General features: G+C 42.7%; 14 protein-coding genes. 6 read left to right on the plus strand and 8 right to left on the minus strand.

Going from position 1 to position 14,439, the window contains the following annotated elements; genetic code table 11:
* Positions 1-8 precede the first annotated feature (8 nt).
* The gene (locus MUN34_RS06860) at positions 9-1,907 is read right to left on the minus strand and encodes a beta-glucoside-specific PTS transporter subunit IIABC (RefSeq protein ID WP_247857246.1); all 1,899 of its coding nucleotides are present in this window, start codon (positions 1,905-1,907) and stop codon (positions 9-11) included.
* 166 nt (positions 1,908-2,073) lie between these two features.
* Between MUN34_RS06860 and MUN34_RS06865 the strand changes: the two genes are divergently transcribed.
* From MUN34_RS06865 to MUN34_RS06880, 4 genes are read left to right on the plus strand one after another with little or no spacing between them, the layout of a single operon-like run.
* Positions 2,074-2,784, plus strand: coding sequence for a GntR family transcriptional regulator (locus MUN34_RS06865; protein ID WP_247857247.1), 711 nt, complete (start codon positions 2,074-2,076; stop codon positions 2,782-2,784).
* Positions 2,785-2,797: 13 nt separating this feature from the next.
* On the plus strand, positions 2,798-3,244 hold the full coding sequence (locus MUN34_RS06870) for a hypothetical protein (RefSeq protein ID WP_247857248.1): 447 nt from the start codon (positions 2,798-2,800) through the stop codon (positions 3,242-3,244).
* Between the two features lie 31 nt (positions 3,245-3,275).
* Positions 3,276-3,740, plus strand: a complete 465-nt coding sequence (locus MUN34_RS06875; RefSeq protein WP_247857249.1) for a GNAT family N-acetyltransferase — start codon at positions 3,276-3,278, stop codon at positions 3,738-3,740.
* The gene (locus MUN34_RS06880; protein ID WP_247857250.1) at positions 3,737-4,177 is read left to right on the plus strand and encodes a hypothetical protein; all 441 of its coding nucleotides are present in this window, start codon (positions 3,737-3,739) and stop codon (positions 4,175-4,177) included. Before MUN34_RS06875 ends, MUN34_RS06880 begins: the two co-directional genes overlap by 4 nt.
* Positions 4,178-4,222: 45 nt before the next feature.
* Here MUN34_RS06880 and MUN34_RS06885 read toward each other — a convergent pair whose 3' ends face one another.
* Positions 4,223-4,576 (minus strand): hypothetical protein, encoded by a 354-nt coding sequence (locus MUN34_RS06885; RefSeq protein WP_247857251.1) that lies wholly within the window; start codon positions 4,574-4,576, stop codon positions 4,223-4,225.
* Between the two features lie 330 nt (positions 4,577-4,906).
* On the opposite strand from MUN34_RS06885, the gene MUN34_RS06890 reads away from it, so the two are divergent.
* Positions 4,907-6,292, plus strand: a complete 1,386-nt coding sequence (locus MUN34_RS06890; protein ID WP_026828419.1) for an MFS transporter — start codon at positions 4,907-4,909, stop codon at positions 6,290-6,292.
* 145 nt (positions 6,293-6,437) lie between these two features.
* Here MUN34_RS06890 and MUN34_RS06895 read toward each other — a convergent pair whose 3' ends face one another.
* The 4 genes from MUN34_RS06895 to MUN34_RS06910 all read right to left on the minus strand — a co-directional run bounded on the left by MUN34_RS06895 (position 6,438) and on the right by MUN34_RS06910 (position 11,533).
* Positions 6,438-8,441, minus strand: a complete 2,004-nt coding sequence (locus tag MUN34_RS06895; protein ID WP_247857252.1) for a heavy metal translocating P-type ATPase — start codon at positions 8,439-8,441, stop codon at positions 6,438-6,440.
* Between the two features lie 144 nt (positions 8,442-8,585).
* Positions 8,586-9,263, minus strand: a complete 678-nt coding sequence (locus tag MUN34_RS06900; RefSeq protein WP_026831297.1) for a response regulator transcription factor — start codon at positions 9,261-9,263, stop codon at positions 8,586-8,588.
* Between the two features lie 292 nt (positions 9,264-9,555).
* Positions 9,556-9,897, minus strand: a complete 342-nt coding sequence (locus tag MUN34_RS06905; RefSeq protein ID WP_348772897.1) for a four-helix bundle copper-binding protein — start codon at positions 9,895-9,897, stop codon at positions 9,556-9,558.
* A gap of 106 nt (positions 9,898-10,003) precedes the next feature.
* A complete protein-coding gene (locus MUN34_RS06910) occupies positions 10,004-11,533 on the minus strand; it encodes a multicopper oxidase family protein (RefSeq protein ID WP_247857254.1) in 1,530 nt (509 codons plus the stop codon).
* Positions 11,534-11,753: 220 nt separating this feature from the next.
* Between MUN34_RS06910 and MUN34_RS06915 the strand changes: the two genes are divergently transcribed.
* A complete protein-coding gene (locus MUN34_RS06915) occupies positions 11,754-12,326 on the plus strand; it encodes a YdhK family protein (RefSeq protein WP_247857255.1) in 573 nt (190 codons plus the stop codon).
* A 46-nt stretch (positions 12,327-12,372) separates the two neighbouring features.
* On the opposite strand, the gene MUN34_RS06920 is transcribed toward MUN34_RS06915, so the two are convergent.
* Both MUN34_RS06920 and MUN34_RS06925 read right to left on the minus strand, forming a co-directional pair.
* Complete coding sequence (locus tag MUN34_RS06920) at positions 12,373-13,047, minus strand: response regulator transcription factor (protein ID WP_247857256.1); 675 nt, start codon at positions 13,045-13,047, stop codon at positions 12,373-12,375.
* Positions 13,044-14,360: a sensor histidine kinase gene (locus MUN34_RS06925; RefSeq protein ID WP_247857257.1), complete on the minus strand. Its 1,317-nt coding sequence runs from the start codon at positions 14,358-14,360 to the stop codon at positions 13,044-13,046. Before MUN34_RS06925 ends, MUN34_RS06920 begins: the two co-directional genes overlap by 4 nt.
* Positions 14,361-14,439: the final 79 nt, after the last annotated feature.

Raw genomic sequence — 14,439 nt, forward strand, 5'->3', positions numbered from 1 at the left:
GTTTTCTCTTATTTAACGATCGTTAAAATCGCTGTATTGGTTTCGACCGTTTCGTGTTTCCCGACGATCACTTCCGCATAACTCGACGCGTTCGTAACGATGACCGGTGTGATGGTCTGTAAGCCGTGCTGTTCGATGGCAGATGCGTCAAACGTCAACAGTGTTTGCCCCGCTTCGACATGCGTTCCGTCTTCAACGTGTAACGTAAACGGTTTTCCGTCCAAGCCGACGGTTTCGAGACCGACGTGAATCAACACTTCGACACCACTTGTCGACCGGAGACCAATCGCGTGTTTCGTCGGTGCAATCATGACGATGCTGCCGGTAAAGGGTGCGACGACCGTGTTGGAAGTCGGACGAATCGCGACACCTCGTCCCATGGCTCCTGATGCAAAAACTTCGTCCGGTACGTCTGACAGTGGTACGACTTGTCCCGCGAGTGGTGCTTGAATTGTTTCTTCGTTCGTCAGTGTCGCGCTGACTTCTTGTGCCGGCACCGGTGTCGCTGGTGTTGTTGTCACCGGGACGACTTTCTCTTCACCAAAGCCAAGAATTTGAATCAGGACGATTGGTAAAATCAACGCAATCGCCGTTCCGATCAATAATCCGACGATTGACGACGGATAATCGGAACTGATGCCGTTAACGAGCGTCAATGGTCCCGGCAAACCTGCATAGGCGAAGTAATACGGTTTGAAGAAACTGGCGACGACAGCTCCAACCGCGCCCGAGATACAGCCGTAGATGAACGGTTTCTTAAAGCGTAACGTCACGCCGTAGATCGCCGGTTCCGTGATTCCGAAGATCCCGGTCAGACCGGCTGAAATTCCGACTTTTTTTGTTTCTGTATTGCGTGTTTTTAAGATGACACCGATGACGGCACCGACCTGAGCGATGACGGCAATCGTCTGATACGCCTGGAACGAATCCCGACCATATTGTTCGAAGTTCGCCAGGACCATCGGTGTGACGCCCCAGTGGACACCAAAGATGACGATAATCTGCCAAAAACCGCCGATGATTAGTCCGGCAAGCGCCGGTGCATTTTCTGCTAAATAATTGTATCCGTTTGCAATTCCTTCCGCTCCGAGTGTCGTGATCGGACCGATGACGAGAATCGTCAGCGGCACCATGATGACCATACAGAAGAACGGGACGAACAACGGTTTGATGACGTCATTGATTGTCCGGTTCAGGAATTTTTCAAGATAAGACAACAACCAGACGAGGAACAACGGTGGTAAGACCGAAGACGTGTAAGTCGTTCCCGATAAGGCGATGCCGATGAATGAAATTGATTCACCGGATGTGATCCGTCCGGCCATCTCGGCCCACGTCGGGCTGACGAGTGCCGCACTACAGGCGACGGCGATGAACTGATTGACTTTAAAGTGATTCGCTGCCGTGATTGCAATGAAAATCGGCAGGAACGTGAACGGTGCCCAAGAGATAAAGCTGAACACTTCATATGTTCCCGTCGCGGCAAAGTCTTTAAACACAAGTGAAATTAAGATGAGTGCCCCTTGCAGGATACCGGCCGCTGCCAAGATATAGACGAACGGTGCAAAGACGGCGGACATCGTCGCGATGATCCGGTTCAAGATGGTTCCTTTGGGTGTTTCGGTTCCCTGATCCGAATTCCCGTCCTCTAATGAAACAAGTGGCCGGAATGCTTCATAGACTTCCCCGACATGCTGTCCGATGACGACCTGGAACTGACCGCCTGACTCGACGACCGTGATGACACCCGGTAAAGCAGCGACCTGGTCTTTCGCCTTCGCATCCGACCGCTTCAACACTAACCGTAGCCGAGTCGCACACCGCGCGACACTGATGATATTGTCCTCGCCGCCAACCGCTTCCAAAATCGAATGCGCCAGCTGCTGATAATCCCGCACTTTACTCATCCCTGAACCTCCTTATGTTGTAAATCCGAATCGTACATCCTTATTATAATTGTACATGTACAATTTATCAATCCATATTTAATTTAATTATTTGAATAATGTAGTTCAAAATCGTCTTATGCTATAGTAAAAAAGTAGAACAATTACTGGAAAATGAGGGTGAACCATGCTGAAATACCAACAGACGGCGACGGAAATCGAAGCCTATATCGAACAACACGCATTACAGCAAGGAGATAAATTACCGGTTCTCGATCAATTGATCCGTCAATTCGAGGTCAGCAAGACGACGATGACGAAAGCACTGGAATTATTGGAGCGAAAAGGGACCATCTTTCAAGTCCGCGGCAGCGGAATTTTTGTCCGCAAGACAAATCGGAAAGGCTATATCGAGCTGTTTTCGACGCAAGGTTTTAAGCAGAATCTCGTCGAACATGACATCCGGTCGAACGTCCTGTCGTTTGAGTTAATCCCGTGTCCTGACGCGATTGCTGAAAATCTCGGCTGCACGACCGGTGACATGGTTTATTTCATTAAACGAATCCGCTACATCGACGGGAACATCATGTGCCTTGAGGAATCGTATTACCGTCAAGCAATCGTGCCCTATCTGAACCGAGAAATCGTCGAACAGTCGATTTTCGAGTACCTCGAGACGGCGCTCGGACTGAACATCGGGTTTTCGGACATGTACATGCATGTCGGTAAGTTACCTGACTCGATTGCAAAACACTTGGAGCTTGAAGCCGGTGATCCGGCATTGACGGTCGAGACAATCTTCCACTTGACGAACGGCCGACCGTTCGACTATTCCGTCATCACCTATCATTACGAGCACTCGCAATTCGTCGTTCAGGCGAACGGCTTGTATTTATGAGGGAGATAATCGCATGAATGAAGAAGTGCTTTTCTATTACGCGATTCTCGCTGGCGGTATCATCTGTATGGTGCTGAGTGTATTGTTATATTTCTGGCTCCGTGAGGATAACGGAATCGAATTTTCCCTGTTTTTCCGACTCGTTTTACTGTGTTTATTCGGGGTGGGACTGGTCTGGTATTCGGCTCCGAGCCTGAAGTACGTCGTCTACCATGACTATGCGACGACTAAAGGAGTCTGTACGGTAGAGTACAATGATGAATCCAAACCGCGGACGCTTGATCTTTATTACGATGAAACAGGCGACTATTTCAGTTTCTTGGATCGGGCAGACCTCGGCGCATACGGACCGGACGTTCCATACACTTGTCACGTGACGACGACAAAAGATCATGAATTTGAGATTTCTTACCGGATTTACGATTTCAAGACGGATAAGTTATTGTATTCATCTGAATGACCGAAACTACTTCGAGGGTAGGAATGTGACCATGACCATCCAAACTAACCGATTGACGATTGTACCGTATACGACTGAATGGACGCCGCTCGTTTTGGAACAATGTTACGAGAACGGTCCTGAACTTGAGAATCACTTAATTGAACTGGCAGAAAAACCTGCCCTGCTCCTCTGTGGCAGCTGGCTCGTCATCCGCCAAGCTGACGGCAACATCATCGGGGACATCGGCTTTAAAGGACGACCATCTGCCAATAAGGACGTTGAAATCGGCTACGGCTTATTGGAACGTTATCAAAACAATGGTTATGCGACAGAAGCCGTCGGTGCTCTCGTCGATTGGGCGTTGTCACGTCCGGACGTTGCGACTGTCTCTGCTGAAACAATAGCGACGAATCGTGCTTCGATTCGGGTCTTGGAGAAAATCGGATTCCAAAAAACTTGTGCATCCGATACCACCTTTCACTGGTCCCGCCATCAGACGGACGTATCCAGATGAATGCTGAAATCATCACTTATTTTTTCATTTTCTTGTTAGGTGTTTCATTTGTCTTACCGGCCTGCTATCTTTTTGTCCTTCATTTTGACAACAAACAGTATTCCTTTTTCCAAAAACTCAAATGGACAGGTATCCTATTACTCGGATTGCTATGTCTCTGGGTAACGGTACCGAGTTTTACCGAGATGGTGTTTCGTGATTACCGGGTATTAGTAGGTGCCTGTGTTTTGGAACCGTCTGAGTCAAAAGGAACATCAATCGACATCACCTTAACAGAAACCAACGATACGTTTTCTTTCCGTGACGCACCTGATCTTGATGCCTATGGCAAAAAGATTCCGTACTATTGTCAGGTAACGACAACACGAAACGGAGACTTCGAAATCGATTATCGGGTCTATGATAAAGACACGAAAAAGCTGCTCTATGCGAATTAAGGACACAAATAAGCGGAGTTCCTGTGAATAGGAACTCCGCTTATTTTACTGTTCGATACCCGCTCGTTCAGCCGGTTCAAGAAACAGTTCATCATCAAATGTCGTCAGTTCGATCATCCGGCCGTCTTTTTCATACCAAGCGGCCAGTCCTTCCCGGTCGACCCATTTCCAGCCGGCTTGCCGGATCCGCATTTCGTATAATACGCCGGGTCCTTCAACTTCCGACACGAGATGCGTCTTGACTAATAAACCCTCCGGCTTTTCCACGACCGTCCCCGTCCGTGGAATCGGAAAACCGTTCACTTGCGACGTCTCAAACAGATAATACCAAGCCGTTCCGCTGATGATCACCACACCTAACAAACCTGCCAACCACTTTCCCATGCGTCGCGTATTCATGTCATCTCGCCCCTCATCATTCATCTATGTATCCATTTAATTTTACCAATCATTTCCTTGATTTCACCTCCTGCTTAGGGAGGATTCTTGACGGACAAATAAAATGAAAACGAATGAGAAACGTGTCATTTTTGTGAAAAGAAATGAAAAAAATTATTATTTTTTCATAAATCTTTAGGACAAGACGTCTTCCTTAGAGTCTCAACGGATTGACAACTCCCTGTACAGAGCCATTCTCAGTCGTTTTCAAGTCATTAAGCCGCTTAGCGACTTGACTTCATTTCCTACTATGTTACGATACGAACTTATTAAAGGGAGTGAATAGAACTTATGAAATTCAGAAAAGAAAAAGTCAATGTCGTCGACATGAAGCAAACCAAAAAAAGTGTCTACGCGACTGGAATTGGGAATGCGATGGAGTGGTTCGATTTTGGTCTTTATTCGTATCTCGCAATCATCATCAGTCAAAACTTCTTTAGTGCTGTTGAAAATGATGAACTGAAGCTTGTCTTTACCTTTGCGACGTTTGCGATCGCTTTTTTAATGCGACCAATCGGCGGAATCGTCTTCGGACGAATCGGAGATCGCCTTGGAAGAAAGGTCGTTTTGACGACAACAATCGTCATGATGGCCGGTTCGACCCTCATCATTGGATTATTACCAACGTATGATCAAATCGGAATTTGGGCACCAATTTTACTGTTACTGGCCCGGATTTTACAAGGTTTCTCAACCGGCGGTGAATATGCCGGTGCAATGGTCTACATCGCTGAATCATCACCAGACAACAAACGGAGTGCCCTCGGAAGTGGCCTTGAAATCGGAACACTAGCCGGGTATATTCTCGCGTCGATTCTCGCAACCGTCCTGTTCGTCACATTATCCGACGATCAAATGGCGTCATGGGGCTGGCGGATCCCGTTCATTTTAGGGGCACCACTCGGACTGTTTGGTCTGTACCTGCGTCGTCATCTTGATGAATCACCGATCTTCGAAAACGAAATCAATGAAAATACGGAAGAACCGGCTACGTTCCGGGAAATCCTCCGCGATCATAAACGCGATATCATCGTGTGTTTCATCGCCGTTGCGTTCTTCAACATCACGAATTACATGTTACTATCGTATATGCCGTCTTACCTGAATGAAGTCATGGGAATTTCAAGTTCAACGAGTACGATCTTGATTACCGGCGTCATGGTCATCATGATTCCGCTTGCTTACTTCTTCGGTAAACTCAGCGACAAAAAAGGCAATCGGAATATCGTCCTGTTTGCACTGGCCGGTCTGTCGATTCTGTCGATTCTCTCGTTCTACCTGATTGGTCTGAAACCACTCTTGTTCGTCGGAATCGGAATCTTCATTCTTGGTTTCTTCCTCGCGATCTTCGAAGGAACGATGCCAAGTCTGTTGCCGAGTATCTTTTATACAGACGTCCGTTACCGGACATTGTCTGTCACGTTTAACGTTTCCGTCTCGATCTTCGGCGGAACGACACCCCTTGTCTCGACATGGCTCGTCCATGCGACACAAAATCCGCTCGCACCGGCGTATTATCTGACAGCCGTCAGCGTCATCGGCTTCATTACGTTCTTCTTCTTCTTCAAGAGTACATCGGGCAAAGCCTTAAAAGGTTCGCACCCGACCGTCTCAACGGAAAAAGAATTGCACGCTGTCGCGAAAAAACCGGAAGACGCCTTATGGTGGGCAGAATAATTGCATGATTACGCAAAAAAACGGTCTCTCCTATTCGAGGGACCGTTTTCGGCTATAACAAATCCATATGTCAAAATCAAACGAAATTTTGACATCTTGCCGGCGCGGAATAGTAGACAAAGGCGACAGTCAATGTAAATATGAATTATATTTTGAGCATTCTGGCATTCACAGCGACAATAATCGTACTCAAACTCATCAGTACCGCTCCGATTGCCGGAGACAGAATGATACCATAAGAAGCTAACACACCTGCTGCGAGCGGAATCGTAATAATATTGTATCCAGCAGCCCACCATAAATTTTGAATCATTTTATTATACGTATTTCGCGAGAGATCCAGAATAGAGAGTACATCATTTGGATTACTTCTGACGAGGACGATATCTGCTGTCTCTACTGCTACATCAGTACCGCTTCCGATTGCTATTCCTACATCAGCTTGTGCAAGGGCTGGTGCATCGTTAATGCCATCTCCTACCATACCTACTTTTCTTCCTTCGGCCTGGATAGTTTTTACTTGTCTCGATTTATCATCAGGTAATACTTCAGCATAGACTTCATCAATACCAAGCTGTTTAGCGACCCACTGTGCCACTTTTTCATTATCACCCGTGAGCATGATGGAACGGATGCCTCTATTCCTTAACTCAGTGACTGTATCCTTGGCTTCTGCTCGAACCAAATCAGCTAATGCAATCATTCCTGATAAACGTTCATTCTTCAAGACAAAAATGACAGTCTTCCCTTCCTCGGACAACTTCTCAAATGTTTCTTCATCGATTGCTAGTTTTTCTTGACGAACATATCGAGGACTCACAACACGAACCAACAATCCATCCACTTCTCCTTTCAATCCTACTCCTGTCATAGAACTAAAATTTTCAACTGTTGGAAAAGAGAGATCAAGTTCATTTGCCTTTGCAAGTATCCCTTGTGCGAGAGGGTGTTGCGATGATTGCTCTACAGCTGCAGCAAGTCCTAGTAATTCATTCTGAGAGGAATCCTGGACAGGAATGATATCTGTGACCCCGAAGTTCCCCTGCGTTAAAGTTCCGGTCTTATCGAAAATAATCGCATCCAAACGACGTGCCTCCTCAAACTGCGTACGGTTTCGAATTAACAATCCTCGCTTAGCCGATATCGCAGTAGACACAGAAACGACGAGAGGCGCTGCCAATCCTAATGCATGAGGACATGAGATAACCATGACCGTCACCATCCGCTCAATTGCGGTACTGACTGAGTACCCTAGTGCTAACCAGATAATGAACGTCAGAATGCCTGCACCAACTGCAACGTAGAAGAGCATTTTTGCTGCACGATTTGCTAAATTTTGTGTTTTTGATTTTGATTCCTGTGCTTCACTGACTAAATCAATCACCTTTGAAAGGTAAGTACCTTCACCAGTATCCTTGGTTTCGACTGTCACACTTCCTTCTTGGTTGATAGAACCAGCAATCACCATGTCACCTTTTTGCTTTTCGATCGGTAACGATTCGCCTGTCAACATCGATTCATCGATCGTCGTCGTCCCCTTTATTATCTTTCCATCTACGGGGACTTGTTCGCCTGGCTTGATGAGAATCGTATCTCCCGTATTTAGTTCGGATACAGGAATATCTTCTACTTCATCTTTATTGATACGATGCGCGATACTGGGGAGTAGCTTCACAAGTTCTTGTAAGGCATTGGAAGCACCCATGATTGACTTCATTTCAATCCAATGTCCTAGTAACATAATATCGATAAGTGTCGCCAGTTCCCAAAAGAAATCATGTCCTTCTCCAAATCCGAGTACGATTGCAACACTGTAAAAATAGGCAACACTGATTGCCAAAGCAATCAACATCATCATGCCAGGATTTTTGTTGCGAAGCTCATCCAAACTACCTTTTAAAAAAGGCCACCCTCCATAAAAGTAGACTATCGTAGACAATGTAAGTAACACAAAGTCATCGTATTGAAAATTAATGCTTAGACCGGACCATTCTTGAATCATTTTTGACAGTAGCAAAATTGGAATCGTTAAACCTAGCGATACAAAAAATCGTTTTTTAAAATCTTCAATCATCCCTTCATGCCCTGCATGTTCATGATGAGAGGAATACGTAGTATTTTCATTATCATGATGCTGATTATGTTCCATGAAGAACCCTCCCTGTAGCTAGTGTATAGAGAAGAAACAGAATCCTGCCTAACGCTTACTACCTTTTTAGACAATCAACCAAAAGACATACAAAATATCTAACAAGATTCTGTGAAGCATCGTTTTATTCTTGGAGAATTTTTTTCATTCCTCTCCTTCAACCCATCGATATCCACGTCCCCAAATGGTTTTCAGATGACGATCGATTGGATAATTTAAATCTCTCAACTTTTCTCGAATCATCTTAATATGAGAATCTACCGTTCGCGGATCCGATTCTGAAGTATAGGACCAGACAAAGTCATAAAGTTCCAATCGATTAAATAACCGTCCTGGATGTTGGAGAAATAGTCGCAACAACGCATGGGCTTTAGGAGTAAAATCAATCACATTCCCATCGAGTAAAATGAAATCGTTGTTTTCATCCAGTACCAACCCTTCATACATGACATGTTCCTTCGGCTTTCGCCGCATGACCGAACGGACTCTCGCTAATAACACCTCTCCATTAAAAGGCTTCGAAACATAATCTGTCGCTCCCGCGTCTAATCCCTTTACGATGGATTCAGCATCGTCTAAAGCAGTGATCATGATGATTGGAATATCTGGATGGGCATCCGTTATTTTTTTACATACCTCAAAACCATCGTACAAGGGCATCATGACATCAAGTAGAATGAGATCAAATGATTCTTTCTTCACCTTCTCAAGCGCCTCGATGCCATCATGCGCTGTACTACAGTCATAGCCAACCGGTTCTAGGTAAAGCTTTAAGAGTTGTCTCATTCTGATCTCGTCATCAACAATTAAAATTCTATTCATTTTCTAACCCTCCTCTCAATTCAAAATATAAAATTTTTTCAAAAAAATTTCACATTTTCTTTTTATCATTGACTTAAACGATTAGAAATGGAGTTGAAACCATGAACCTTCTTTCAAAAATTTTGCTCGTCATTTTATATGTATCACTTTTTTCATTCTCAGTAATGTTAGTATATCGAGCCTATGAATTTTTTCATCTTTAATTCAAACTTCCCTTTTGAATAGAAAAAAATGCCTACACTAATCATATTCTTTTGATTGGTATAGGCAGGTTTTCTATCTTTCTAATCGTCTATGCAAGGAGTTTTTGACATTGACTTGCACATTCTGCACATGCTTTTGCACATCTTTGGCAATGTTCATGATCATGTTTTGAACACTCATCCGCACATTCCCTACAAATTTCTACGCAACTTTTAGCGAGAGCACTAAGTTGATTACTATTTCGAGAAATAGCATGTACCAGTAAGCTGCAGATATCTGCACAATCTCGATCCAATCGTATACAGTCTGTCATCGAAGATACATGAGACTCCTTTAAACAGGCGTCAAAGCATTCATTACATGTTATTATGCATTTTTGTAAGGCTTTAATGATTTCATTGTTTTCATGGGCCATCGCAATTCCCTCCATTTATCCATCTTACTTATTTTGATACACAAGAGTTATTTCCTCCATTTGTGAAAAAAAGATGAAAGTTAGCAAGTGTCCCTTCAGACATCTTTAATTTCTTACTCCATTAATCTACTTTTAATTGTCCCATCATTCCATTTTCCTCATGTTCAAGTATATGACAATGATACATGAACACTCCTTTTTGCTTGAATGTCATTCGAATTTTAACTCGTTCTCCCGGTTTAACAGCTACAGTGTCTTTAAGTCCTCTCTCTTGACTATTGGTTTGCACACCATTTCGTTCTAATACAACAAACTGGACCCCATGTATATGAAATGGGTGAATCATTCCACCCATCATATCTTTTTTGTTGTATATTTCCCATGTCTCCGTCCGATTTTGTTTTACCTTAATATCAATTCGATTTTCATCAAATGTTTTTCCATTTATCTCAACCATTTTCCCCATTCCGAAAAGCGTTAGTCTACGATCAGGTTTTAAATCCGCATCATTCAGTTTTGGCATCTTTTGAATGGCATTGGTTATCTCCGAATTTCGGCCTTGCTTTTCTTTTAGTTTAAACTTGGTAATCGTTACTCCATCTGTTATCAGGGATACCTGTTCTCCTATTGAATGTTTTGAAAAATCAAGTAGAATCTCAGTTCTCTCACCTGGACTTAGCGCAACCGACCGAACTTTTTCAGGCTTGGAAAGATAACCGCCATCACCTGCTATTTTTTCGAAGCTTGCACCATCTGATAACTTCACTACATAGTTACGCGCATTAGATCCGTTTAACAGTCTCACTCTTATTTGAGAGTACTTTACGTCAAAATACGGATTGAGTGTGCCATTCACGACCAACGTATCACCTAAAGCCCCATCCGGTTTTTCAATATCATCATAATTCATGCTATTCTCTTTATTAAACTGTCGATCCTGTAAAATTAAGGGGATATCATTTTCACCATATTTTTGAGGAAGATTGGTTTTTAGATTGACCTCTTTTACATATAACAATCCTGCCAATCCTTTATACACTTGACTGGCTGTTTTTCCCATTGGATGGGGATGAAACCAAAGTGTCGATTCATTCTGTTCTACTTTAAAGGTTACGTCTTTTGACTCACCAGGGTTCACGATTTGATGGGGACCACCTTCTACTTGTGAGGGTACGACGAGCCCATGCCAATGAAACGTAGTTGGCTCATCAAGTTGATTTATCGTGCGTATGCTGACAGTTTTTCCTTTTTTCAATTCAATCATAGGACCTAAATAATTTCCGTTGTATCCTAACGTATTTGTTTGATCACCGTTTGCAAAAAAGCGTGTTGTTCCCTCTCGAGCGACGACCGTGTAACGCATCGACTCTTTATCCTCTTGATCGGGTTTTAATACTTTAGGCAAACCTAAAGGATTCTCCTTTTCAGTAGAATTCTTCAACTTTATATTCGTAGCATGCCCCATTCCGCCGTTTTCCATACCCATCATGGTATCGCTTGAAGATTCATTTGAAGAATTCATCATGGAGCCCATGCCACCATGATTCAGATTTCCCACACCTATGCGTGATAGAAAAAAGAAGGAACCTATACTGCCAATCAACAATAATGCCAGCACACTTCCGATTACGATAATCCATTTTCCTTTCATAACACTCATTCCTTCCTGTTTGATATTAGCTTCACTGTAAAGGATGATTGTGAAAAAAATGTGGTTTTTACAGAATGGCATGATGCGTTAAGCGGATGATGATTAAATGAGACAAAAAGATTTTTCGAATGTGCTTTTTTATGACCGTCTGCAAAGTTTCTGCAAATTTTAATGTTACAGTGTATACCAAACACTACAACATTACCGGAGGCGATTCTTTATGAAATTCAACAAAAAGCTCTTAACGACAACGATGGTGGCTTCTCTCTCTTTAGCACTCGCAGCATGCGGAAGCAGTGGGGACGATTCTAAGTCGAATAGTAACATGGATAAAAATATGGATGGCATGGACCATTCAACAATGGATATGTCCGGTTCTAAAGAAGTTCCAAAAGGGTTAAACGATGCTAAAGATCCAAAGTTCAAAGTTGGAGACATGGCGATGATTAAAGAGGCCCATATGGAAGGGATGAAAGACGCCGAAGCAACTATCGTAGGAGCATACGATACAACGGCATACAGTATTTCTTATGATCCAACAAACGGTGGAAAACGTGTGACAGACCATAAATGGATCATCCAAGAGGAAATTGTAGAAGCGAAGTCAACACCTTATAATGTTGGGGATGAAGTCAAAGTAAGTGCGGATCATATGAAGGGCATGCAAGAGGCTACTGCAACGATTGATTCAGCCAAAGAGACGACTGTTTATATGATTGATTTTGAATCGACGTCGGGTAAACAGGTGACCAATCATAAATGGGTCACCGAAGACGAACTAGCAGCTGAATGACACTTTTAGAATCTAAAAAAAGCGTGGGCCCATGCCTCCGCTTTTTTTAGTTTGAAGTCCATTTGTAGCCGATACCCCAGACTGTTTGGAGGTGTTTCTCGATCGGAAAACCAATTTTTCTAAGTTTTTCCCTTAAGTTTCGAACATGAGAATCTACCGTTCGCTCGTCCGTCCATTCACTGGCCAACCATAAACTTGTGAGCAACTCCTCTCTTGAATACACTCTACCAGAATTTTTTAATAGTTTGCCCAGTAGAGAAAATTCCTTCGGTGTGACTTTCACTTGACGACCAATGTAGTATAATTCATGAGAAAATTCATCCCAAACCAAGCCGGAACACTCGATTTTGTTATCCATTCCTGAAGATGTTCGCCTAAAAATGGATTGAATTCTAGCTTGTAACTCTTCCTCATCAAATGGTTTAACAATATAATCGTCTGCACCAAGGCGTAATCCTTTTACGATTTCTTCTTTTCCATGGAGAGCCGTCAACAGGATGATTGGTACATTCGAGACCTCGCGGATCTTACGACATGTCTCAAATCCGTCCATTACGGGCATCATGACATCTAATATGATTAGTTCTGGTTCGTCTGTTTCAATCAAATCCAATACGTCTTTTCCACTGTTGAGTTTGATGCAATTATAAGTTGGTTGCAGATAAAGTTCGATCAATTCTAGCATTCGTTTTTCATCATCCACCAGCGCGATTGTTTTCATGCCGGAATCCTCCTTAAATCGATGACAACCTTTAGTCCGTTTTCCACATTAACAGCTGAAATACTCCCATTATGTGCCTCGACAATTTCTTTCGTAATGGCCAATCCAAGACCTGTGCCTCCCGTTTCACGATTTCGTGAAGAGTCTACTCGATAGAACCGATCAAATAAATACGGAAGGGACGTCTCATCTACTCCAGTTCCTTCATCTACTACTTCGATATGATTTTCATCTAGTCTCAAGAACACTCTTTTTCCAGGCTCAGTATATTTCAATGCATTGTCTAAAAGATTAAGAAGCACTTGATTAAATCTAGCTTGATCAATGCTTTTATAAATCGGTTCTCGGTTTAGTTGAACAACCAACTTGACCTGTTTGTCTTCAAATTTAGAATTAATCCTTCTACTAATTTTTTTCAAGAAATTATTTAATTCTGTTTGCTGAGGTTCTATTTGAAAATAAGGGTCTTCCATTCGTGCTAAGTCGAATAAATCATCTATCAACTCTTGTAGCCGTTCGGATTCTTCATAGATTATTTCTCCATACTTAGAATCTTCTTTTTTTAGAAGACCTGCATAACCCTTGATATACGTAATGGGCGTACGCAGTTCATGTGTAATGGAAGTCAAGAACTGTTTTCTCGTGTTTTGAATATGAGACAAGTCAACAGATAGTTTCGTGATTGCTCGAGCTAAGTCTCCTACTTCATCGCTTCGTTCAATTTCCTGAATCTTAACCATTTCACCCCGACTTAACTTTATCGTTGCTTTTTTCATGGACAGGAGCGGTTTGATGACCATGTAACTTAAAAAATAAACGCTCACTAACAAAAAGAAAACGAGCAACAACAAGGAAAATATCACTTGTTGCTTCAATTCACCCATGATATGACGAATGTATTTTGTCGGTTCTAACATAATCACTTTCCCACCATTATCGGTATTACTTACTGTCACAAGAAAATCACCGTTTCGCCAATTTCCTTCAACAATTCCATCCTTTTTTTGGATCCATTCAGAACGCAAAAAATTTGAAGCGTCATTGGACGAATCAATCACTCGATTCTTTTCATCCAAAATAATAACGTCAGTCATCGCTTTCTCTTCCATCAACACAACATGATTGATTGTTTGACGTTCAAAATTGTTTGATAACACATCTCGATGGCTATTTCCCCTTTCCTGAAGACTTTCTAATTCGCTTCGTACTTGTTGATCTTCCAAAATGTTATATACGATGGCAGACGATAAAATAAAAATCATAAGAATTCCGAGAAAGTAAAACATGGTAATTTTGAATGAAAGTTTGTTCATAATATTCCTTTCTGTTCTGATTGAACTACCCTCACCTACGTGATACTTAGTATTACTAGGAGAAGCATGATAACGTTTA

The organism is Exiguobacterium sp. 17-1, from assembly GCF_023096305.1.
In the GTDB taxonomy this organism is placed as follows: Bacteria; Bacillota; Bacilli; order Exiguobacteriales; family Exiguobacteriaceae; genus Exiguobacterium_A; species Exiguobacterium_A sibiricum_A.